Genomic DNA, 20,749 nt, shown 5'->3' with positions numbered 1-20,749 from the left:
AGGAGCCTTCGATGGACGCCTCACGCGAACATTACATCCTCAAGATCACCTGCCCGGCGGCGTCCGGGATTGTCGCCGCGATCAGCGCGTGCCTGGCCCAACAGCAGTGCTACATCAGCGAGCTGGCGCAGTTCGACGACGAGTTCACCGGGCAGTTTTTCATGCGCGCGGTGTTCCGTTTCAACACCGGCGTGAGCGGCGACATCGGTGCCCTGCGCAACGGCCTCGGCGACCTCGCCGGTGGCTTCGACATGCACTGGCAGTTGTTCAGCTCACGCCAACCGACCCGCGTGCTGCTGATGGTCAGCAAGTTCGACCACTGCCTCACCGACCTGCTCTACCGCCACCGCAAGGGCGAGATGGACATGCACATCACCGCCGTGGTCTCCAACCACCTGGACCTGCGGGCGATGGCCGAGCGCGAAGGCATTCGTTTCATCTACCTGCCGATCACCCAGGACACCAAGGCCAGCCAGGAAGCCGAGCTGATGCGCATCGTCGAAGACACCCAGACCGACCTGGTGGTGCTCGCGCGCTACATGCAGATCCTGTCCGACGGCCTCTGCCAGCAACTGTCGGGCCGGGCGATCAATATCCACCACTCGTTCCTGCCCGGTTTCAAGGGCGCCAAGCCCTACCACCAGGCCTATGACCGAGGCGTCAAGCTGATCGGCGCCACCGCCCACTACGTCACCAGCGACTTGGATGAGGGCCCGATCATCGAGCAGGAAATCCAGCGCGTCGACCATACCCACTTGCCCGACTCGCTGGTCGCCATCGGCCGTGACACCGAAACCGTAGCCCTTTCCAAAGCCCTGAAATACCACCTGGAACACCGGGTGTTCATCAACCAGGACAAGACAGTGATCTTTCGCTGAACCCTTCAGGAGGCACGCTCATGACCCTACGTGTTGCAATCATCGGCGCCGGCCCGTGCGGCCTGGCGCAACTTCGCGCCTTCCAGTCGGCCCGCGACAAAGGCGCCGCCATCCCCGAACTGGTGTGCTTCGAGAAACAGCAGGACTGGGGCGGTATGTGGAACTACACCTGGCGCACCGGCCTCGACGAGAACGGCGAGCCGGTGCACGGCAGCATGTACCGCTACCTGTGGTCCAACGGCCCCAAGGAATGCCTGGAGTTTGCCGACTACACCTTCGAAGAGCACTTCGGCCGGCCCATCGGTTCCTACCCGCCGCGTGAAGTGCTCTGGGACTACATCAAGGGCCGCGTGGAAAAGGCCGGCGTGCGCGACTACATTCGCTTCAACAACGTGGTGCGCCAAGTCACCTTCGACGAACAGAGCCAGCGCTTCACCGTCTACGCCCACGACTACACCAGCGACACCTTGACCTGCGAAGCATTCGACTACGTGATCAACGCCTGCGGCCACTTCTCCACGCCCAAGGTGCCGTACTTCGAAGGCTTCGAACAGTTCGCCGGGCGCATCCTGCATGCCCACGATTTTCGCGAGGCGCTGGAGTTCAAGGACAAGGACCTGCTGATTATCGGCAGCAGCTATTCGGCCGAGGACATCGGCTCGCAATGCTACAAGTACGGCGCGCGCAGCATCACCAGTTGCTACCGCAGCGCGCCCATGGGCTATGCCTGGCCGGATAACTGGGAAGAAAAACCGCTGCTCCAGCGCCTGGAAAACAACCGCGCCTACTTTGTGGATGGCAGCAGCAAGCACATCGACGCGGTGATCCTGTGCACCGGCTACAAGCACCACTTCCCGTTCCTGCCGGACGAACTGAGCCTCAAGACCGAAAACCGCCTGTGGCCGATGAACCTCTACAAGGGCGTGTTCTGGGAACCCAACCCCCGCCTGATCTACTTGGGCATGCAGGACCAGTGGTACTCCTTCAACATGTTCGACGCCCAGGCCTGGTATGCCCGCGATGTGATCCTCGGGCGCATACCACTGCCCGGCCACGCTGACATGGTCGCCGACAGCCAAGCGTGGCACGCACGGGAACAGGCCCTGGAAACCAACCAGCAGATGTTCGAGTACCAGGGCGCCTACATCCAGCAACTGGTGGACGCCACCGACTACCCGAGTTTCGACATCGCCGCCGTCAACGAAACCTTTCTGCACTGGAAGCACGACAAGGCGGAAAACATCATGGGCTATCGCGACAAGTCCTATCGCTCGCTGATGACCGGCACCCAGTCGCCGCCGCACCACACGCCTTGGTTGCAGGCCCTGGATGACTCGATGGCGGCCTACTTGGGAGAGCCCACGACCCCCATCAAGTCGGTCGGCTGATGATGAATGCACCCCGTGTTTCCCATCCCCGAGAGCCCGGGCTGTTTGCCCGCGCGCCGAACCTGGAACGCTACCGCGTGGCCGCCGGCGGTGTGACCCTGGTCGACTTGCAACCCGGCGACGGCCTGCAAGTGATCGACGTCGAAGGCCGGCAAACCTGCACACTGCTGGCCCTCGACGCTGGCGGTCGCAGCGCCCTGGCAAGCTGGGGGCTGAACGCGTCAACGGCTTGCCGTGTGCCTGGGCGTATCGGCCAGGCGCTCCAGCGGCGCGGCATCGACGCACAGGCATTGCCGCTGGCCGCCTCGCTATGGGACGCCGACAGCCCGCCCGGCCACAGCCGACAGTTTGTCGCCGAGGACGCGCTGCTGGTGATTGTCGCCGCACCCGCCGAGGCTACGGCCGTCGACCGGCAATACCGGCCCAGCGAGCTGCGCCTGATAGTGACGCGGGCCAACCCGTCGCCGCTGCTGGTGCCCGCCCTGCCCGAGCCGTTGGGCGACGTGCTGGACGAATTCACCCTGAGAGCGGGTACGGCGCGCAGCTACACCGTCGCCAAGGGGCAGTACATCCAGGTGCTGGACGTGGCGGGCCGCCAGTGTTCGGACTTCGTCGCCCTCGACCGTCGCGCCCTGGATCGCGGCGTGGAGCTGGACCTGGACCAGACCGTCACACGTACGCTCAACGGCAGCGCCTACCCGGCACCGGGGCTGTTCTCGAAGTTTTTCGACCGCCATATGCAACCGATGCTGGAGGTGGTGCAAGACACAGTCGGGCGCCACGATTCATTCGCCCTGGCCTGCGCGGCGCGCTACTACGAAACCCATGGCTATTTCGGGCACGACAACTGCAGCGACAACCTCAGCCGCGTCCTTGCGCCCCATGGCGTGCAGGCGCGCAACGGCTGGCCGGCGATCAATTTCTTCTTCAACACCGGCATCGATGCGCACCAGCAGATGACCCTGGATGAACCCTGGTCGCGGCCCGGCGATTACGTGCTGCTGCGGGCAATGAACGACCTGCTGTGCGGCAGTACCTCGTGCCCGGATGACATTGACCCGGCCAACGGCTGGAACCCGACCGATATCCATGTCCGCATCTACAGCGAGAAGGAGCGTTTTTCCATCGCCATGAGCACTCGAACCACGGCGGATGCCGACCCGATCCTCACCCGTGAGTCCGCGTTCCACTCACGCACCCGCGCCCTCACCGGCAGCTTCACCGACTACCGCAATTGGTGGCTGCCGCTGCGCTACGACGGTTACGGCGTGACTGAGGAATACCTCGGTTGCCGCGAACGGGTGGCGGTGATGGACCTGACCGCCCTGCGCAAATTCGAAATCATCGGCCCCGACGCAGAAGCCCTGTTGCAGTACTGCCTGACCCGCGACGTACGGCGCCTGGCGGTGGGCCAGGTGGTGTATTCGGCGATGTGTCACGCCCACGGCGGCATGCTCGACGACGGCACCCTGCTGCGCCTGGGCCCGGACAACTTCCGCTGGATCTGCGGCGAAGACTACGCCGGCGTGTGGTTGCGCGAGCAGGCACAGAAACTGGGCATGAAGGTGTGGGTCAAGTCGGCCAGTGAGCACATTCACAACCTGGCGGTGCAAGGGCCGCTGAGTCGCGAGCTGCTCAAGCAGATGGTCTGGACGCCGCCCACGCAACCGAGTGTGGAGACCCTCGGCTGGTTTCGCTTCCTGGTCGGTCGGCTGGACGGTTTCGACGGCTGCCCGTTGATGATTTCGCGCACCGGCTACACCGGCGAACTGGGCTTTGAGGTGTGGTGCCAGCCCGAAGACGCCGTACAGGTCTGGGACCGCATCTGGCAACTCGGCCAACCCTTGGGCCTGGTGCCCCTGGGCCTGGAAGCGCTGGACCTGCTGCGCATCGAAGCCGGGCTGATTTTCGCCGGCTACGAGTTCAGCGACCAGACCGATCCGTTCGAGGCCGGTATCGGTTTCAGCGTGCCGCTCAAGAGCAAGACGGATGACTTTATCGGTCGCGACGCCCTGCTACGGCGCAGCGCCCACCCCAGCCACAAACTGGTCGGCCTGCACCTGAGCGGCAATGAGGTCGCCCACCACGGCGACCCGGTGTACCAGGGCCGCGCCCAGGTCGGGGTAATCACCAGTGCCTGCCGCTCACCGCTGCTGGCCAGCAATATCGCGCTGTGCCGGGTCGACGTGAGCTGCGCCGAGCCCGGCACTGAACTTGAGATCGGCAAAGTCGATGGCCTGCAGAAGCGCATCAGCGCCACGGTCAGCGCCGCGATTTTCTACGACCCGGACAAAAGCCGGGTGCGCAGCTGATCGTCCCGAAACGGGAGTGCCAGCGCATTTTGACTGCCCCAACCTAACCGCTATTCAGACATGGGAATACGAAGATGGAAGCGACGACGTTCGAGGCTGTACCGCAGGCTGCCGGCTCGGTGGGCAGCCTGCACCGCAAGATCGATTGGCGCGGGGCATTCTGGGTCGCCAGTGGCGTACCCGCGCTGGTGCTGTTCTCCATCGGTGCGATTGCCGCCACGGTGGGCAAACCGGCGTGGATCGTGTGGATCGTGTCGATCCTGTTCGGGTTTATCCAGGCCTTCACCTACGCCGAGATCGCGGGGCTGTTCCCGCACAAATCCGGCGGCGCCTCGGTGTACGGCGCGGTGGCGTGGGTGCGCTACAGCAAGCTGATCGCCCCGGTGTCGGTGTGGTGCAACTGGCTGGCTTGGTCACCGGTGCTGTCCATCGGTTCGGGGCTGGCGGCGGGGTATATCCTCACGGCGCTGTTTCCCGCCGATGCGTTGATCAACACCTGGCAACTGACCCTGCTGGACCTGGGCTGGGTGAAAAGCGGTCTGTCGTTGCGCATCAACGCGACGTTCGGTATTGGCCTGCTGATTCTGCTCACGGTGTTTGCCGTGCAGCATGGCGGCATCCTGCGCTCGGCGCGCCTGACCTTGGTGCTCGGCGTGACCTCGCTGATTCCGCTGCTGCTGGTGGGCGTGGTGCCGTTGTTCACCGGGGATGCGACCCAGGCCAACTTCCTGCCGCTGTTCCCCTTGGCCCATGACGCAGCCGGGCAAGTCATCGATGGGCCATGGGATATGTCCGGCTGGTCATTGATGGCCGGCGGGCTGTTCATGGCGGCGTGGTCCACCTACGGGTTTGAAACGGCGGTGTGCTACACCCGCGAGTTCAAGGACCCCAAGCGCGACACCTTCAAGGCGATTTTCTACGCCGGCCTGCTGTGCATCCTGGTGTTCACCCTGGTGCCGCTGGCGTTTCAAGGCAGCCTCGGGCTGGGGCAGCTGGTGACGCCAGCGGTGCTCGATGGCAGCGGCGCAGTCGTCACGCCCGCGGTGTACAGCGGCCTGCTTTCGCCGGCGATCTACAGCGGCATGGGCGTTGGCCAGGTGATGGCCGACAGCATTGGCGGCGGCAAGGTGGTGGCCAATATCGTATTGATCATGCTGGTGCTGGCGACGTTGCTGGCGATCATGACCTCGATGTCCGGCTCGTCGCGAACGTTGTACCAGGCGTCGGTGGACGGTTGGCTGCCCAAGTACCTGGGGCGCACCAACGAACATGGCGCGCCGACGGCGGCGATGTGGACCGACCTGTCGTTCAACCTGCTGCTGTTGCTGATGTCGGACTATGTATTCGTGCTTGCGGCTTCAAACGTCAGCTACATCATCTTCAACTTCCTCAACCTCAATGCCGGCTGGATCCACCGCCTGGACCGTCCCGACTGGGTGCGCCCGTACAAAGCCCCCACCGTGCTGCTGGCGGCCGGCGGCGTGCTGAGTTTCGTCAACCTGGCCTGCATGGGCCTGGGCGCGGACATCTGGGGCGCGGGCACGCTGGTCACCGGTTTGTTGCTGGCGCTGCTGATCCTGCCGGTGTTCTGCTACCGCCACTATGTGCAGGACAAGGGCCGCTTCCCCGCCGCCATGCTCACTGACCTGTATATACAGGCCGATGACGGGCAACGCCGCGCCGGCTGGCTGCCCTATGCCACGCTGGTCGCCGGTGTGCTGGTGGTGTATGCCTGCCATCAACTGGTAGCCTGAGCCTTCTGGCCTGCCTATGGCTGAGGGATTCTTATCCCTCAGCGCCTTGATTCCCCAGACAACGGTGACGCTTTTGACCAGTTCTCTCCCCACGCTTGCCCGCGATATTGACGGCAAGGCCATCTCTGCCCTGGTGCTCGACGAGGTTCGCGAAGAGGTCCTGCTGCTTGCCTCACAGCAGATCTACCCGGCCCTGGCAGTATTGCTGGTGGGCGACGACCCGGCCAGCCACGTCTACGTGCGCAATAAACTGCTGCGGGCCAAGGACGTCGGGATTCGCTCCCTGGAATACCGGCTGCCGGAGGATGCCAGCCAGGCGCAGGTGCTGGACCTGCTTGCCCAGTTGAATGCCGACACATCGGTCAACGGCATCCTGGTGCAATTGCCGCTGCCGGCGCAGATCGACGAAGCGGCGGTGATCCACGCGATCGACCCGATCAAGGATGTGGATGGCTTCCACCGCGAAAACGTCGGCGGCCTGGTGCAAGGCATCGAGGTGCTCACGCCCTGCACACCCAGCGGCTGCATGCGCCTGCTGCACGAAACCTGCGGCGACTTGAGCGGCTTGCACGCGGTGGTGATCGGTCGTTCGAACATTGTCGGCAAGCCCATGGCGACCTTGCTGTTGCAAGCCAACTGCTCGGTCAGCGTGGTGCACTCGCGCAGCGTCGATGCACCGGCCTTGTGCCGTTTGGCCGACATCGTCGTCGCCGCCGTGGGCCGACCGCAGTTGATCAATGCCCGTTGGCTCAAGCCTGGCGCGGTGGTGATCGACGTGGGGATCAACCGCATCACGACCGAGACCGGTACGCGGTTGGTGGGGGATGTGGATTACGCCAGCGCACGCACCGTGGCCAGCGCAATCACGCCGGTGCCCGGCGGTGTGGGGCCGATGACGATTGCCTACTTGCTGAAGAACACGCTGGTGGCTGCGCAGTTGCAGCGCGCCGCCTTGCCCCAGGTACTGGCGGCAGTCTGAGCCTGATACAAACCCCATGTGGGAGCGGGCTTGCTCGCGAAGGCGTGTCAGTCAGCCTATGCATTTGGCTGATCCACGGCCTTCGCGAGCAAGCCCGCTCCCACATTATTGACCTGCATTCATGCAATCGGATGATCAGTGGTTGTAAGCCCGCTCGTTATGCTCGGCGAGGTCCAGCCCCATCTCTTCCACCGATTCATGGGCACGCAGACCGACCAGCGCATTGACCACCTTGAGGATGATCCAACTGACCACAAAGCAATACACCGTGGTCAACAGTACGCCCTTGATTTGCGCCACCACCTGACCGCCCATGGTCACGCCTTCCACCAGCCCCCCCATGGACGGCACGCAGAATACGCCGGTCAACACCGCGCCGATCATGCCGCCGATGCCGTGCAAGCCGAACACATCGAGGCTGTCGTCGTAGCCGAAGCGGCGCTTCAACACGGTCACGCTCAGGTAGCAGAACACCCCGCACAGCAAGCCGATGGCCAATGCACCGCCGACACCGACATAAGCGCACGCCGGGGTAATCCCCACCAACCCCGCCAATGCACCGCTGGCCAGGCCAAGGGCGCTGGGCTTGCCGACCTTGAACCACTCAGTGAACATCCAGCCGAGAATCCCGGCGCAGGCGCCCAACTGAGTGTTGAGCATGACGATGCCCGAGGTGCCGCTGAGGCCGCCGCCGGAGCCGATATTGAAGCCGAACCAACCGACCCAGAGCATCGCCGCGCCGGCCATGGTCAGGCTGAGGTTATGCGCAGGCATCGGCGTGTTCTGATAGCCCTTGCGCTTGCCGAGGATCAGGCACGCGGCGAGCGCGGCCACACCCGCATTGATATGCACGGCGGTGCCGCCGGCAAAGTCGAGCACGCCCCAGTTATGCATCAAGGCCCCCGAACCGCCCCAGACCATATGCGCCACCGGGGCATACACCAGGGTGAACCATAGCGCCATGAACCACAGCGCCGCCGAGAACTTCATGCGTTCGGCAAAGGCGCCGGCGATCAGGGCCGGGGTGATGATGGCGAACGTCATCTGGAAGGTCACGAACACCCCTTCCGGGATATCCCCCACCAGGCTCTCCGGGGTCATGCCTGCCAGGAAGGCCCGGCTGAGGCCGCCGACAAAACTGTTGAAGGTCACCTGCCCTTCGACCATGCCGGTGGTGTCGACCACCATGCTATAGCCGTAGATCACCCACAGCACGCCCACCAACCCGGCGATGCCGAAGCACTGGGTGAACAGCGAAAGCATGTTTTTCGCACGGACGAGGCCACCGTAGAACAGCGCAAGCCCCGGCAAGCACATGAACAGCACCAGCACGGCGGCGGTGACCATCCAGGCGGTGCTGCCGGTGTTCAAAGTGGGTGCATCAGCGGCGTACGCCAAGGGTGCAAAGGCACCGGCCACTAATAAACCGAAGAGGGATTTGCCGAGAAGACGATTGACCATGTTCAAAGCTCCTGCAAAAGAAATGTGTAGGAGCGAGCGTGCTCGCGAAAAACGCGCAGGCAACGTGGGCATCCAGGATGCCTGCGTTATCGTTGACGACCTTCGCGAGCAAGCTCGCTCCTACAGGGGGGTAAACTCAGTAGCCGGAACCGGGTACCCAACGGGTCCCCGCCAGCGGTACCCGGGCCATGGCGGCCGACTCCACGGTCAGCGCCACCAGGTCCTCGGGGTCGAGGTTGTGCAGGTGCGATTTGCCGCACGCACGCGCCATGGTCTGTGCCTCCAACACCATCACCCGAAGGTAGTTGGCCAACCGCCGCCCGCCTTCCACCGGGTCAAGGCGCTTGGACAGCTCCGGGTCCTGAGTGGTGATGCCCGCCGGATCGCGGCCGTTCTGCCAGTCGTCGTAGAAGCCGGCGGCCGAGCCGATCTTTTTCAGCTCCGCGTCCAGCCGTGGGTGGTTGTCGCCCAGAGCAATCAGCGCCGCCGTGCCGATGGCCACCGCGTCCGCGCCCATCGCCATGGCCTTGGCCACATCGGCACCGTTGCGAATCCCGCCCGACACGATCAACTGGACCTTGCGGTGCATGCCCATCTCTTGCAAAGCCTGTACCGCTTGCGGGATGGCCGACAAAATCGGGATGCCCACATGCTCGATAAACACTTCCTGCGTCGCGGCGGTGCCGCCTTGCATGCCGTCGAGCACGATCACATCGGCACCGGCCTTGACCGCCAGCTTCACGTCGTAATACGGCCGGCTCGCGCCGATTTTCACGTAGATCGGTTTTTCCCAATCGGTGATTTCACGCAGCTCGGCAATCTTGATCGCCAGGTCATCCGGGCCGGTCCAGTCCGGGTGGCGGCAGGCGCTGCGCTGGTCCACGCCGATGGGCAAGGTGCGCATGCCGGCCACACGCTCGGTGACCTTCATGCCGAGCAACATGCCGCCGCCGCCGGGCTTGGCGCCCTGGCCGAGGACGATCTCGATGGCGTCGGCCTTGCGCAGATCATCCGGGTTCATGCCGTAGCGCGACGGCAGGTACTGATACACCAGGTGCTGGGACTGGCCGCGCTCTTCCGGGGTCATGCCGCCGTCACCGGTGGTGGTGCTGGTGCCGGCGATGGTCGCGCCACGGCCCAGGGCTTCCTTGGCGTTGGCCGACAACGCACCGAAACTCATGCCAGCGATGGTCACCGGGATCTTCAGGTGGATAGGCTTCTTGGCGAAGCGATTGCCGAGGATCACATCGGTGCCGCACTTCTCGCGATAACCTTCCAGCGGGTAGCGCGACACGCTGGCGCCGAGCAGCAGCAAGTCATCGAAGTGCGGCAGCTTGCGCTTGGTGCCGCCGCCGCGAATATCGTAGATGCCAGTTTCGGCGGCACGCTGGATTTCCTGGATGGTCAGGCGGTCGAAGGTGGCCGACTCGCGCAGGACCGGAGGGGTTTGTTCAGTCATGGTGGAGCTCCTGATCAGTACGCGGAGGCGTTATCGACTTTGAAGTTGTAGAGTTGACGGGCCGAGCCGTAGCGCTTGAAATCTGCCGCCTGGTGGGCGAAACCGGCGCGGTCGAGCAGTTCCTGCAGCTCGTGCAGGTGTTCGCTGCGCATCTCTTTTTCGACGCAGTCCGAGCCCAGGGACTCCACCGTGCCTTTCACGTAGATGTGGGTTTCGTAGAGCGAATCGCCCAGCGCATCGCCGGCGTCGCCGCACACCACCAGACGCCCGGCCTGGCCCATGAAGCAGCTCATATGGCCGATGCTACCGCCGACGACGATGTCGATGCCCTTCATGGAAATCCCGCAACGCGCGCCCGCGTCGCCCTCGATCACCAGCAGACCGCCATGGGCCGTGGCCCCGGCAGCCTGGGACGCGCTGCCTTTGACGCGCACAAAGCCGGACATCATGTTCTCGGCGCAGCCCACGCCGACATTGCCGTGCACGGTGATCGAGGCCTGTTGGTTCATGCCTGCGCAGTAATAACCGGCGTGGCCCTCGATATCGATGGACACGGCCTGGTTCACGCCCACGGCGAGATTGTGCTTGCCGTTGGAATGGGTCACGCGCCACTCGTTGTCGATGGCCTGGGCGTGCAACGCCTGGTTGAGGTCACGCACGGTGGCGGTGGAAAGATCGATGGTTTTCATGTGTGCGCTCCTTAAGCTGCTGACTCGCGTTCCCAGATGTACAACGTGGCCGGTGCCGGCTCCCAGATCCGCGCGTTCTCGATGCCCGGCAGGCTCGACAGCGCCTGGTACTCGGAGGCCATGGCGACGTAATCGTCGGTCTCGGCGAGGATCGCCGGCTTGCACGCAATCGGGTCGCGGATCACCGCAAAGCCGTTGCGCGTGCCGATGGCGAAGGTGAAGAAGCCGTCGAGGTCTTCCAGGGAATGGTCCAGCGCCTCTTTGAGCGAATCACCCTGTTGCAGACGCCAGGTCAGGTAGCCGGCGGCGACTTCGGTGTCGTTGTCGGTTTCAAAATGGATGCCTTCGCGCTTGAGTTCCTGGCGCAGGCGGAAGTGGTTGGACAGCGAGCCGTTGTGCACCAGGCACAGGTCGGCGCCGGTGGAAAACGGGTGGCTGCCTTCCATGGTCACCGCGCTTTCCGTGGCCATGCGCGTATGGCCGATGATGTGGCTGCCCTGCATGTTTGCCAGGCCGAAGCGCTGGGAAATCTCCTGGGGCAGGCCCATGCCCTTGAGGATCTCGATACTCTGCCCGGCGCTCATGATGCGCACGCTCGGCGCCAGTTCGGCCAGGGCCAGGCGTACCGGGGCTTCGTCGGCGTGGATCTTAAGTACAGCGGCGCTGGCGTTCTGGAACCAATCCAGGGAACAGCCGAGGCGCCCTTCCAGCTCGCCCATCAAGCCTTTCCAGTCGAAGGCTTCGGTGGTGGCTTGCAGGGTCAGCTTGACCCAGCCATCGGCGACTTCATCGCCGTAGATGGCGAAACCGGCGCTGTCCGGGCCACGGTCGGTCATGGCTTGCAGCATGGGTTCAAACAGCTTGCCGAGCTGGGGTTCCAGCTGCGGATTCTTCAGGTACAGGCCTACGATTCCACACATAACAAGTCTCCGTCACACGGTGTCAGAAAAATTCGGTGTAGCGCTGGATTTCCCAGTCGCTCACATGGCGGCTGTACTCCACCCACTCCATACGCTTGAGCTTGATGAACTCACCCACAATCTGCGGGCCGAGCACTTCGGCGAACAGCGCGTCGGCTTCCAGCGCGTCGCAGGCTTCCTTGAGGGACTGCGGCAGGGTCTTGATGCCGCGCTCGGCGATCTGCTCGAGGCTCAGGCTGTAGAGGTTTTCGTTGCAGACGTGGTCGATTTCCAGCTGGCGATCGATACCGTCCAGGCCCGCGGCGATGATCGCGGCGCTGACCAGATAGGGGTTGCAGCCGGCATCCGGCAGGCGAAATTCCAGGCGACCGTACGGCACGCGCACCATGGCCGAGCGGTTGTTGGCGCCAAACGCGATGAAGGCCGGGGCCCAGGTGGCGCCGGACAACGAGTTGCCGACCACCAGGCGCTTGTACGAGTTGACGGTGGGCGCAGCGAACGCACACAGCGCCGGGCCGTGGGCGAGCAAGCCGGCGGCGAAGTGATAGGCGAGTTTCGACAAGCCCATGCCGCTCGGGTCGCTGGCGTCATGGAACAGGTTTTTGTTCTCGGCGCTGCTGATCGACAGGTGAAAGTGCATACCATTGCCGGCGCGTTTCGGGTCGGGCTTGGGCATGAAGGAGCAGATCATGCCCAGGTCATTGGCGATCTCGCCGGCGGCCATGCGGAAGAAGGTGAAACGGTCGGCGGACGTCAGGGCGTCGCTGTAGGTGTAGTTGATCTCGAACTGGCCGTTGGCGTCTTCGTGGTCGATTTGATAGACCTCGAAATCCACCGCCTGCAAGGCTTCGGTCAGGCGCTCGAGGAACACCCGCGAACGCGACAGGCCCTTGTAGTCGTAGCAAGGCTTGTCGAGGTTGTCGCTGGGGTCGACCAATTGCAACGTGCCCTGCTCGTCACGGCGCATCAGATTGAACTCGGGTTCGAGGCCGGTGTTCAGCGTCCAGCCCTTGTCCTGCAGGCGCTGCACTTGTTGCTGCAACACGTAGCGGCTGTCGTAGGGGTGGGGTTTGCCGTCGACATGGCCGACGCACACCACGCGCCCATAACCTGGCTGCCAGGGTACCGGGGTCAATGTCGACAGATCGCCGCGCGCCATGAAGTCCGGACCGTGGGGCTCCATGCCCATGCCGCTGATGGCAAACCCGGCAAACCCCGCGCCCTCTTCGGCCACCGTCTTGAGCCCGCAGATGGGCACCGACTTGGTCTTGGCCGCACCGTGTATATCCACAAACTGCGCAAGCACGTACTTGATCCCGTGCTTGTCGATGATGCGCTGGGTTTCTGCTGGCAACATTGCGTGTCACTCCTCGCGAAAGGCAAAACCGTGTGGGTGGGCCTAGGCTGTCTTTTTATTCCTAAAAAGAAAGTTAGTTTCCCTACAGGAATGCAATACCCTTGCCAGATTCGCGGACGGCTGTTTGACGTGCCGGTGAAAGCGCTTTTGTGCTGTATATATGGGAAAATTCTTTTCCCTGCAGGAATACGTACAGCAGGGTGGCCTTTAAGCGCCAGACGTTGCACTTTCCCAGTGCGAAAATAATATTACTGAACGGAAACCGTGCAGGAGCCGATGATCATGTCCACCGAAACCGCCCCGCGCCTCAAGCTCGAGCAATACCTGGGGCTGCAGATCAAACGCCAGCGCCAGGCCCAGGACCTGAAGCTATCTGACGTGGCAAAAATTGCCGATATCAGCCAGGGCATGTTGAGCAAGATCGAGAACGCCCAGGTCTCCACCAGCCTCGATACCTTGAGCCGCCTGTGCGATGTGCTCGGGCTGCCGCTCTCGAAATTATTCAGCGAATACGACCAGCAGGATGGCAGCGCCTTGCTGGTCAAGGCCGACCAAGGCATGGAAGTGGTGCGCCGGGGGACCGAGAAGGGGCATACCTATCACCTGCTCAACCATACGCGCGGGCCGAAGAAGAGCTTCGAGGCGTACATGGTCAGCATGGATGACGCCAGTGAGGAGTTTCCTACGTTTGCGCACCCAGGGACCGAGTTTCTGCACCTGCTTGAAGGGGAGCTGATTTATCGCCACGGCAACCAGTTGTATCGCATGGAGGCCGGGGACAGCCTGACGTTTGAGGGCGAGATTCCCCATGGGCCTGAGGAGTTGGTGCGGGTGCCGATTCGGTTGTTGTCGATCATGAACTACGGTAACGACAAAGAGTGATGAACGAACCGAGAGCGGCTCTGCTGTGGGAGCCTGATGGGTATCTGCACATCTTTTAAAGGCACATGAGCACCTTGTAGTGAGCGGGCTTGCCCCGCGCTGGGCGGCGAAGCCGCCCCAGTAAAAACATCGCCGAGTTCCAGATAAGACCAAGTCGCCTGGTTTGGGGCGGCTTCGCCGCCCAGCGCGGGGCAAGCCCGCTCACTACAGTTTTTGCAGAGACCTATGACCATCGCAGGCAAGCCAGCGCCCACCTTTGATCGCATTGGACCTCCCAGTCGCCCCGCAAAAAATTCCCCCCAGTTAAAAATCTTTCCCAAAACCCCTGGACGCCCCGCCTTCATTCCCCTATAAAGCCACTTCAGGAATATTTTATTCCCCACAAGAAAACGCGCTCAAGGAATGAGCCTGCTGTCCTCAGACATTTTTTCGCTATGCGATGAGCTGCCGCCATCATCCCGAGGACGTGTCATGCAACACGAAAAAAACCATTTCATCATCAAGGTGACGTGCCCCGCCGTGTCCGGCATCGTTGCGGCCGTCACCACTTACCTGGCGGACAACGCGTGCTACATCGGGGAAATGGCGCAGTTCGATGACGATTTCAGCGGCCGCTTCTTCATGCGCGCCGTGTTCCGCTTCAACGATGGCCACGAAGGCAACCTGCAAGAGATCAGAGACGGTTTCGCCGATGTCGCCCAGGCCTTCGACATGCAGTGGGAGCTGCACGACACCCGCGAGCCGATGCGCGTGATGCTGATGGTGAGCAAGTTCGACCACTGCCTCACCGACCTGCTCTACCGATACCACAAGGGCGAGATGGACATGACCATCACCGCCATCGTCTCCAACCACCTCGATCTGCGGCCGATGGCCGAGCGCGAGGGCATTCGCTTTATCTACCTGCCGGTGTCCAAGGACAACAAGGCCGCGCAGGAAGCCGAGTTGATGAAGATCGTCGACGACACCCACACCGAACTGGTGGTGTTGGCGCGCTACATGCAGATCCTCTCCGACGACCTGTGCCGGCAACTGTCGGGGCGGGCGATCAATATCCACCATTCGTTCCTGCCCGGTTTCAAGGGTGCCAAGCCCTATCACCAGGCTTATCAACGCGGCGTGAAGTTGATCGGTGCCACCGCGCACTACGTGACCAGCGACCTGGATGAGGGCCCGATCATCGAGCAGGAAGTGCAGCGTGTCGACCACGTGTACAAGCCCGACGACCTGGTCGCCATCGGTCGCGACACCGAAACCGTGGCCCTGTCCAAGGCGGTCAAGTACCACCTGGAGCACCGGGTCTTCCTCAATCAGGACAGAACGGTGGTGTTCCGGTGAACGCGCATAAACTGATCGACGGCAAAGCCGCCGCCGCACAGGTGCTGCTGCAAGTGCGCGAGGACGTGGCGCGTCTGCATGGGCAGGCTATTCAACCGGCGCTGGCAGTGATCCTAGTGGGCAACGACCCGGCCAGCCAGGTGTATGTGCGCAACAAGATCCTGCGCGCCGAAGAGGTGGGCATCCGCTCCGTGGAGCATCGCCTGCCGAGCGATACCAGCACCGAACAATTGTTGATCCTGATCGGCCAATTGAATGCCGAGCCGGCGATCCACGGCATCCTCCTGCAATTGCCGTTGCCGGCGCAGATGGACGAACTGCGCGCCCTGGAGGCCATCGCGCCGGACAAGGACGTCGACGGTTTTCACAGCCAGAACGTCGGCGGCCTCAGCCAAGGGCGCGCGGTGCTCACGCCGTGCACGCCGAGTGGTTGCCTGTACCTGCTGGAACACACCTGCGGCGACCTGCGCGGCAAACACGCGGTGGTGATCGGCCGCTCGAACATCGTTGGCAAGCCCATGGCCGCGCTGCTGCTCAAGGCGGATTGCTCGGTGACCGTGCTGCATTCGCGCAGCCACGACGCCCAGGCCCTGTGCCGCCAGGCCGATATCGTGATCGCTGCCGTGGGCCGCGCCCGCTTGATTGACGCGAGCTGGTTGAAACCCGGCGCGGTGGTGATCGATGTCGGCATCAACCGCATCGACGACGACGGCCGCAGCCGCCTGGTGGGTGATGTCGACTTCGACAGCGCCCTGCCCCATGTCGCCGCCATCACCCCGGTGCCCGGCGGTGTCGGGCCGATGACCATTGCCTTTCTGATGAAAAACACCGTGGCCGCCGCCCAGGCGCAACACCACGCCCTACGCAGCCAATCGGAGGCCGTATGCCATTCAATCTATTGAAATACGGGCTGAGTTCCGAGTACCCGGTGGAGGTGGACCTGCCACCGCCCAAGGAACTCAAGTCGAGTTACGACGTGGTGATCATCGGCGCCGGTGGCCACGGCCTGGCGACGGCCTACTACCTGGCCAAGTACCACGGCATCACCAATATCGCGGTGCTGGAAAAGGCCTACCTGGGTGGCGGCAATACCGCGCGCAATACGGCGGTGATCCGCTCCAACTACCTCACCAGCGAAGGCGTTCGTTTCTACGCCGAGTCGGTGAAGATGTTCCAGTCGTTGTCCAACGAATTCGATTTCAACATCATGTACTCCGAGCGCGGCCAACTGACCCTGGCCCACACCGACGCCACCGTGCGTTCGTTCCGCCAGCGCGCCGAGGTCAACAAGCACTTCGGCGGGCGTACCGAGATGATCGATCGCCAGCAGATCCGCGAGCTGGTGCCCAGCCTTAACCTCGACCCCGGCCACCTGCCAGTGATCGCCGGGCTCTGGCATATCGACGGCGCCACCGCGCGCCACGATGCCGTGGCGTGGGGCTACGCCAAGCAGGCGGCCAAGCGCGGCGTGGAAATCCACCAGCTCACTGAAGTGCAGGATCTGGTCATCGAAAACGGCACTATCACCGCCGTGAAAACCAATCGCGGCACCATCAAGTGTGGTTGCGCGGTGCAGGCGATTGCCGGGCACAGTTCGCTGCTGATGGCCAAGGCCGGCATCCGCTCGCCGATCCAGACGTTCCCGCTGCAGGCCATGGTCACCCAGCCGTTCAAGCCGTTCCTCGATCCGCTGGTAAGTTCCTCGGCGCTGCACTGCTACGTGCAGCAAACCAGCCGTGGCGAAGTGGTGTTCGGTGGCGGTTCCGACCCGTACCCGCTGTTCAACACGCGCTCGACCCTGGACCTCAAGGAAAGCCTGTTGGCCCATGCCATCGAGATGTTCCCGTTCCTGGCTAACGCCAAGTTGATGCGCCAGTGGGCCGGGATCACCGACATGACCCCCGACTACAGCCCGATCATGGGCCTGTCGCCGGTGAAGAATTACTACCTCGACGCCGGCTGGGGCACCTGGGGCTTCAAGGCCACGCCGATCTGCGGCAAGACCATGGCCGAGCTGGTCGCCAGCGGCGGTAAGGTGCCGGACTTGATCAAACCCTTCGGCCTCGAGCGCTTTTCAACCTTCCAGCAAGTCAACGAAATGGGCGCCACAGCGGCCAGCCACTGACGGAGAGCAGACGATGAAAATCATGATTTGCCCGCTCAACGGGCCGCGCAATATCAGCGAGTTCACCTACGGCGGTGAATTCAAACCGATGCCCGACCCGCTGACCTGCAGCGATGCCGAATGGGCCGACTACGTGTTCAACACCGACAACCTTGCCGGCGTGGTGCGCGAATGGTGGATGCACACGCCGTCCAGCTACTGGTTCCTCGCCGAGCGCCACACGGTCACCGACGAGATCGTGCGCACCTTCGATCCGCGCGAAGTGTTCACCACCCGCGTCGACTTCACCACCGCCAAGGAGATCGCCGGATGAACCGCCTCCCCGCCCCCATGGGCCTGCTGATCCAGCGTGACCAGCCACTCGACTTCAGCTTCGACGGCCTGCCCTACCAAGGTTTGCAGGGCGACAGCATCGCCAGCGCCCTGCTCGCCAACGGGCGTTTCCTGATGTCGCGCTCGTTCAAATACCACCGCCCACGCGGCCCGTTGACCATGGCCGGCCAGGACGCCAACAGCCTGGTGCAACTGCCTCGCGAACCCAACGTATTAGCCGACGCCCACGCGCTGTCCGCCGGCTTGGCGGTGACGGCGCAGAACGTCAACGGCTCGCTGGACAACGACAAGGACGCCTACCTGGGCAAGTTCTCCAAGTTCATGCCGGTGGGTTTCTACTACCGTTCGTTCTACAAGCCCAAGGGCATGTGGAAAGTCTGGGAGCCGATCATCCGCAAAAAGGCCGGCCTGGGCGTGCTCGACCTGACGTTCCAACCCGAGTACTACGACAAGGCCTACCTGTTTACCGACCTCGCCGTGATCGGCGCCGGCCCCGCTGGCCTGCAGGCCGCGCTGACCGCCGCGAATGCCGGCGCCAAGGTGCTGCTGATCGAGCAGCAACCGATCCTCGGCGGGTCGCTGACCTACGCGCGCTTCGATATTGCCGGCACCCGTGCCGACACCTTGCGCCGCGAGTTGCTGGGCGCGGTGCAGCAACACGCGAATATCCAGGTGCTCACCGACGCCACCTGCAATGCCTGGTTCACCGACAACTACCTGCCGGTGATCCAGGGCAAGCGCCTGTACAAAGTGCGCGCAAAACAGTGCCTGGTGTGCAGCGGTTCATTCGACCAACCGGTGGTCTTCCGCAACAACGACCTGCCGGGCGTGATGCTCACCAGCGCCGCGCAACGCCTGATGAAGCTGTATGCGGTCAAGCCCGGCAGGCGCGCGGTGGTGCTCACCGGCAACGATGACGGCTACCTGGCCGCCCTCGACCTGCATGACCAGGGCGTGGACGTGGCCGCCGTGATCGACCTGCGTCAGGCCCCGGCGGACAAAGCCCTGCCGGGCGCCCTGGCCCAGCGCAAGATCGCGTGCCTGAGCAACAGCACGGTGTTCGAGGCCCTGCATGAAAAAGGCCTGCGCCATGTGAAGGGCGTCGACGTGCGCCAGATCACTGGCCAGGGCCAGGTCAGCGCCAGCGGGCAAGTGATCGACTGCGACCTGCTGTGCATGTCGGCCGGTTATATGCCGGTCTATCAGTTGCTGTGCCAGGCCGGTGGCAAGCTGGCCTATGAAGACTCGCGGGCGGAGTTCAGCCTCAGTGGCCTGCCGCGCAATCTGGGCGTGGCCGGTTCCGTACACGGTCGGCATCAACTGGACAATGTGCTGGCGGATGCGACCAACGCCGCCGCCGACAGCCTGCTCGCCCTCGGATTGAACAGCTCCAGCCCGCCTGCAGCGCTGCGCCCTGAAGCTCAGGTCAACTTCCCCTGGCCGATCTTCCCGCACCCCAAGGGCAAGGATTTCGTCGACTTCGACGAAGACCTGCAGGTGGCGGACATCGTCAACGCCACCCGCATTGGCTACCGCGATGTGCAGTTGGTGAAGCGCTATTCCACGGTCGGCATGGGCCCGTCCCAGGGGCGCCACTCAGCGCTGCCGACCGCACGGCTGGTGGCCTGGGCGACCCAGCGCACTATCAGCGAAACCGGGGTCACCACCGCACGGCCGCCGTTCGTGGCGGAGAAACTCGCGCATGTCGCCGGACGCGCCTTCGACCCCTACCGCCAAACACCGATGCACGCGCGCCATGTGCAAGCCGGGGCGAAGATGATGCCCGCCGGGATCTGGCAGCGCCCGGCCTATTACGGCAAGGCCCAGGACCGCGAAGCGTGCATGCAGGCCGAAGCGCTGCACGTGCGCAACAAGGTCGGGCTGATCGATGTGTCCACACTCGGCGGTCTCGACGTGCGCGGCCCGGACGCCGCCGAATTGCTCAACCGTATGTACACCTTTGCGTTCCTCAAGCAGCCGGTGGGCCGTTCGCGTTATGCGCTGATGACCAACGAGCACGGAGTGGTGATCGACGACGGCGTGTGCGCGCGGCTGGCCGACAACCATTTCTACGTCACCGCCACCACCAGCGGCGTCGATCGTATTTACCAGCAGATGCTCAAGTGGAACGCGCAGTGGCGCCTGGATGTGGACGTGACCAACGTCACCGCCGCGATCTGTGCGGTCAACGTGGCCGGGCCGGACTCGCGCAAGGTGCTGGCGCAGGTGTGCAGCGATCTCGACCTCAGTGCCGAAGGTTTTCCCTATCTGGGCGTGCGCCAGGGCACGGTGGCCGGGATCAAGGCACGCCTGCTGCGGGTCGGGTTCGTCGGCGAACTGGGCTATGAAATCCACGTACCGGCACGCCACGGCCTGGCGTTGTGGGACGCGTTGATGGCGGCCGGCAAGGCCTTTGACATTCGCCCCTTCGGCGTCGAGACCCAGCGCCTGCTACGCCTGGAAAAAGGCCACGTGATCATCAGCCAGGACACCGATGGCATGACCCACCCGGCGGAAATCGACATGGGCTGGGCAGTCAGCCGCAACAAGCCGTTCTTCGTCGGCCGCCGCTCGGTGGACATCCTCGAAGCCCAGCCGCTGAAACGCAAACTGGTGGGTTTCAGCCTGCCCAAGGGCAGTGTGCAACCGCTGGAAGGCCACCTGGTGCTCAACGGCGCGGACATCAGCGGCAACGTCACCTCCTGCGAATACTCCACCAGCCTGGGCCGCATCATCGGGCTGGCCTACGCCGGGATCGACCAAAGCACACCGGGGCAGCGTATTCCGATTCGCGTCGAAGGCGGCATCGTCGTCCAGGCCGAGGTGGTGCAACTGCCGTTCTTCGACCCCACTAACCAACGCCAGGAGGGTTAA

The 20,749-nt window shown here is 63.4% G+C and carries 16 protein-coding genes; 11 read left to right on the top strand and 5 right to left on the bottom strand.

The genetic code is table 11. The features are described from left to right. Positions 1 to 11: 11 nt before the first annotated feature. The 5 genes from purU (HU722_RS11565) to HU722_RS11545 all read left to right on the top strand — a co-directional run bounded on the left by purU (HU722_RS11565) (position 12) and on the right by HU722_RS11545 (position 7,311). Complete coding sequence (gene purU, locus HU722_RS11565) at positions 12 to 878, top strand: formyltetrahydrofolate deformylase (protein WP_065872252.1); 867 nt, start codon at positions 12 to 14, stop codon at positions 876 to 878. Between the two features lie 20 nt (positions 879 to 898). Then, positions 899 to 2,266 carry a trimethylamine monooxygenase gene (locus tag HU722_RS11560; RefSeq protein ID WP_186753048.1) on the top strand — a complete coding sequence of 456 codons (1,368 nt, stop codon included), beginning with the start codon at positions 899 to 901 and terminating at the stop codon, positions 2,264 to 2,266. Between the two features lie 2 nt (positions 2,267 to 2,268). Beyond that, positions 2,269 to 4,578 (top strand): trimethylamine N-oxide demethylase, encoded by a 2,310-nt coding sequence (locus tag HU722_RS11555; protein WP_186753057.1) that lies wholly within the window; start codon positions 2,269 to 2,271, stop codon positions 4,576 to 4,578. Between the two features lie 74 nt (positions 4,579 to 4,652). Then, positions 4,653 to 6,332: an APC family permease gene (locus tag HU722_RS11550; RefSeq protein WP_065872257.1), complete on the top strand. Its 1,680-nt coding sequence runs from the start codon at positions 4,653 to 4,655 to the stop codon at positions 6,330 to 6,332. A gap of 16 nt (positions 6,333 to 6,348) precedes the next feature. Continuing rightward, positions 6,349 to 7,311: a bifunctional 5,10-methylenetetrahydrofolate dehydrogenase/5,10-methenyltetrahydrofolate cyclohydrolase gene (locus tag HU722_RS11545; protein ID WP_083228088.1), complete on the top strand. Its 963-nt coding sequence runs from the start codon at positions 6,349 to 6,351 to the stop codon at positions 7,309 to 7,311. Positions 7,312 to 7,446: 135 nt separating this feature from the next. Here the strand turns inward: HU722_RS11545 and HU722_RS11540 are convergent, their stop codons facing one another. From HU722_RS11540 to glnT, 5 genes are all read right to left on the bottom strand, one after another. After that, positions 7,447 to 8,772: an ammonium transporter gene (locus tag HU722_RS11540; RefSeq protein WP_065881101.1), complete on the bottom strand. Its 1,326-nt coding sequence runs from the start codon at positions 8,770 to 8,772 to the stop codon at positions 7,447 to 7,449. A 136-nt stretch (positions 8,773 to 8,908) separates the two neighbouring features. Further along, positions 8,909 to 10,231 carry an FMN-binding glutamate synthase family protein gene (locus HU722_RS11535; RefSeq protein ID WP_012723552.1) on the bottom strand — a complete coding sequence of 441 codons (1,323 nt, stop codon included), beginning with the start codon at positions 10,229 to 10,231 and terminating at the stop codon, positions 8,909 to 8,911. Between the two features lie 14 nt (positions 10,232 to 10,245). Further along, a complete protein-coding gene (locus HU722_RS11530; protein ID WP_065872261.1) occupies positions 10,246 to 10,920 on the bottom strand; it encodes a GltB/FmdC/FwdC-like GXGXG domain-containing protein in 675 nt (224 codons plus the stop codon). 11 nt (positions 10,921 to 10,931) lie between these two features. After that, complete coding sequence (locus HU722_RS11525; protein WP_012723550.1) at positions 10,932 to 11,840, bottom strand: class II glutamine amidotransferase; 909 nt, start codon at positions 11,838 to 11,840, stop codon at positions 10,932 to 10,934. Between the two features lie 22 nt (positions 11,841 to 11,862). Continuing rightward, positions 11,863 to 13,197 carry a type III glutamate--ammonia ligase gene (gene glnT / locus HU722_RS11520; RefSeq protein ID WP_065889295.1) on the bottom strand — a complete coding sequence of 445 codons (1,335 nt, stop codon included), beginning with the start codon at positions 13,195 to 13,197 and terminating at the stop codon, positions 11,863 to 11,865. Positions 13,198 to 13,479: 282 nt separating this feature from the next. On the opposite strand from glnT, the gene HU722_RS11515 reads away from it, so the two are divergent. The 6 genes from HU722_RS11515 (at position 13,480) to HU722_RS11490 (ending at position 20,749) form a co-directional block, all read left to right on the top strand. After that, positions 13,480 to 14,079, top strand: a complete 600-nt coding sequence (locus HU722_RS11515; protein WP_027603577.1) for a helix-turn-helix domain-containing protein — start codon at positions 13,480 to 13,482, stop codon at positions 14,077 to 14,079. Positions 14,080 to 14,550: 471 nt separating this feature from the next. Next, positions 14,551 to 15,417 (top strand): formyltetrahydrofolate deformylase, encoded by an 867-nt coding sequence (gene purU / locus HU722_RS11510; protein WP_065881104.1) that lies wholly within the window; start codon positions 14,551 to 14,553, stop codon positions 15,415 to 15,417. After that, on the top strand, positions 15,414 to 16,319 hold the full coding sequence (gene folD / locus HU722_RS11505; RefSeq protein ID WP_065881106.1) for a bifunctional methylenetetrahydrofolate dehydrogenase/methenyltetrahydrofolate cyclohydrolase FolD: 906 nt from the start codon (positions 15,414 to 15,416) through the stop codon (positions 16,317 to 16,319). Before purU (HU722_RS11510) ends, folD begins: the two co-directional genes overlap by 4 nt. Then, positions 16,301 to 17,542 (top strand): FAD-dependent oxidoreductase, encoded by a 1,242-nt coding sequence (locus tag HU722_RS11500; RefSeq protein ID WP_065881107.1) that lies wholly within the window; start codon positions 16,301 to 16,303, stop codon positions 17,540 to 17,542. The genes folD and HU722_RS11500 overlap by 19 nt, the downstream gene beginning before the upstream one ends. A 13-nt stretch (positions 17,543 to 17,555) precedes the next feature. Next, positions 17,556 to 17,855, top strand: a complete 300-nt coding sequence (locus HU722_RS11495; RefSeq protein WP_012723544.1) for a sarcosine oxidase subunit delta — start codon at positions 17,556 to 17,558, stop codon at positions 17,853 to 17,855. Further along, positions 17,852 to 20,749: a 2Fe-2S iron-sulfur cluster-binding protein gene (locus tag HU722_RS11490; protein WP_186753049.1), complete on the top strand. Its 2,898-nt coding sequence runs from the start codon at positions 17,852 to 17,854 to the stop codon at positions 20,747 to 20,749. Before HU722_RS11495 ends, HU722_RS11490 begins: the two co-directional genes overlap by 4 nt.

The organism is Pseudomonas tritici (genome assembly GCF_014268275.3).
Classification (GTDB): Bacteria; Pseudomonadota; Gammaproteobacteria; order Pseudomonadales; family Pseudomonadaceae; genus Aquipseudomonas; species Aquipseudomonas tritici.
The sequence above is the reverse complement of the archived record's forward strand: the minus strand, read 5'-3'. Positions and strand labels throughout refer to the sequence as shown.

Excerpts from the sequence above, each read along its gene's own strand:
- purU (WP_065872252.1), top strand. The coding sequence starts at position 12 with ATGGACGCCTCACGCGAACATTACATCCTCAAGATCACCTGCCCGGCG.
- HU722_RS11560 (WP_186753048.1), top strand. The coding sequence starts at position 899 with ATGACCCTACGTGTTGCAATCATCGGCGCCGGCCCGTGCGGCCTGGCG.
- HU722_RS11555 (WP_186753057.1), top strand. The coding sequence starts at position 2,269 with ATGAATGCACCCCGTGTTTCCCATCCCCGAGAGCCCGGGCTGTTTGCC.
- HU722_RS11550 (WP_065872257.1), top strand. The coding sequence starts at position 4,653 with ATGGAAGCGACGACGTTCGAGGCTGTACCGCAGGCTGCCGGCTCGGTG.
- HU722_RS11545 (WP_083228088.1), top strand. The coding sequence starts at position 6,349 with ATGGCTGAGGGATTCTTATCCCTCAGCGCCTTGATTCCCCAGACAACG.
- HU722_RS11540 (WP_065881101.1), bottom strand. The coding sequence starts at position 8,772 with ATGGTCAATCGTCTTCTCGGCAAATCCCTCTTCGGTTTATTAGTGGCC.
- HU722_RS11535 (WP_012723552.1), bottom strand. The coding sequence starts at position 10,231 with ATGACTGAACAAACCCCTCCGGTCCTGCGCGAGTCGGCCACCTTCGAC.
- HU722_RS11530 (WP_065872261.1), bottom strand. The coding sequence starts at position 10,920 with ATGAAAACCATCGATCTTTCCACCGCCACCGTGCGTGACCTCAACCAG.
- HU722_RS11525 (WP_012723550.1), bottom strand. The coding sequence starts at position 11,840 with ATGTGTGGAATCGTAGGCCTGTACCTGAAGAATCCGCAGCTGGAACCC.
- glnT (WP_065889295.1), bottom strand. The coding sequence starts at position 13,197 with ATGTTGCCAGCAGAAACCCAGCGCATCATCGACAAGCACGGGATCAAG.
- HU722_RS11515 (WP_027603577.1), top strand. The coding sequence starts at position 13,480 with ATGTCCACCGAAACCGCCCCGCGCCTCAAGCTCGAGCAATACCTGGGG.
- purU (WP_065881104.1), top strand. The coding sequence starts at position 14,551 with ATGCAACACGAAAAAAACCATTTCATCATCAAGGTGACGTGCCCCGCC.
- HU722_RS11500 (WP_065881107.1), top strand. The coding sequence starts at position 16,301 with ATGCCATTCAATCTATTGAAATACGGGCTGAGTTCCGAGTACCCGGTG.
- HU722_RS11495 (WP_012723544.1), top strand. The coding sequence starts at position 17,556 with ATGAAAATCATGATTTGCCCGCTCAACGGGCCGCGCAATATCAGCGAG.
- HU722_RS11490 (WP_186753049.1), top strand. The coding sequence starts at position 17,852 with ATGAACCGCCTCCCCGCCCCCATGGGCCTGCTGATCCAGCGTGACCAG.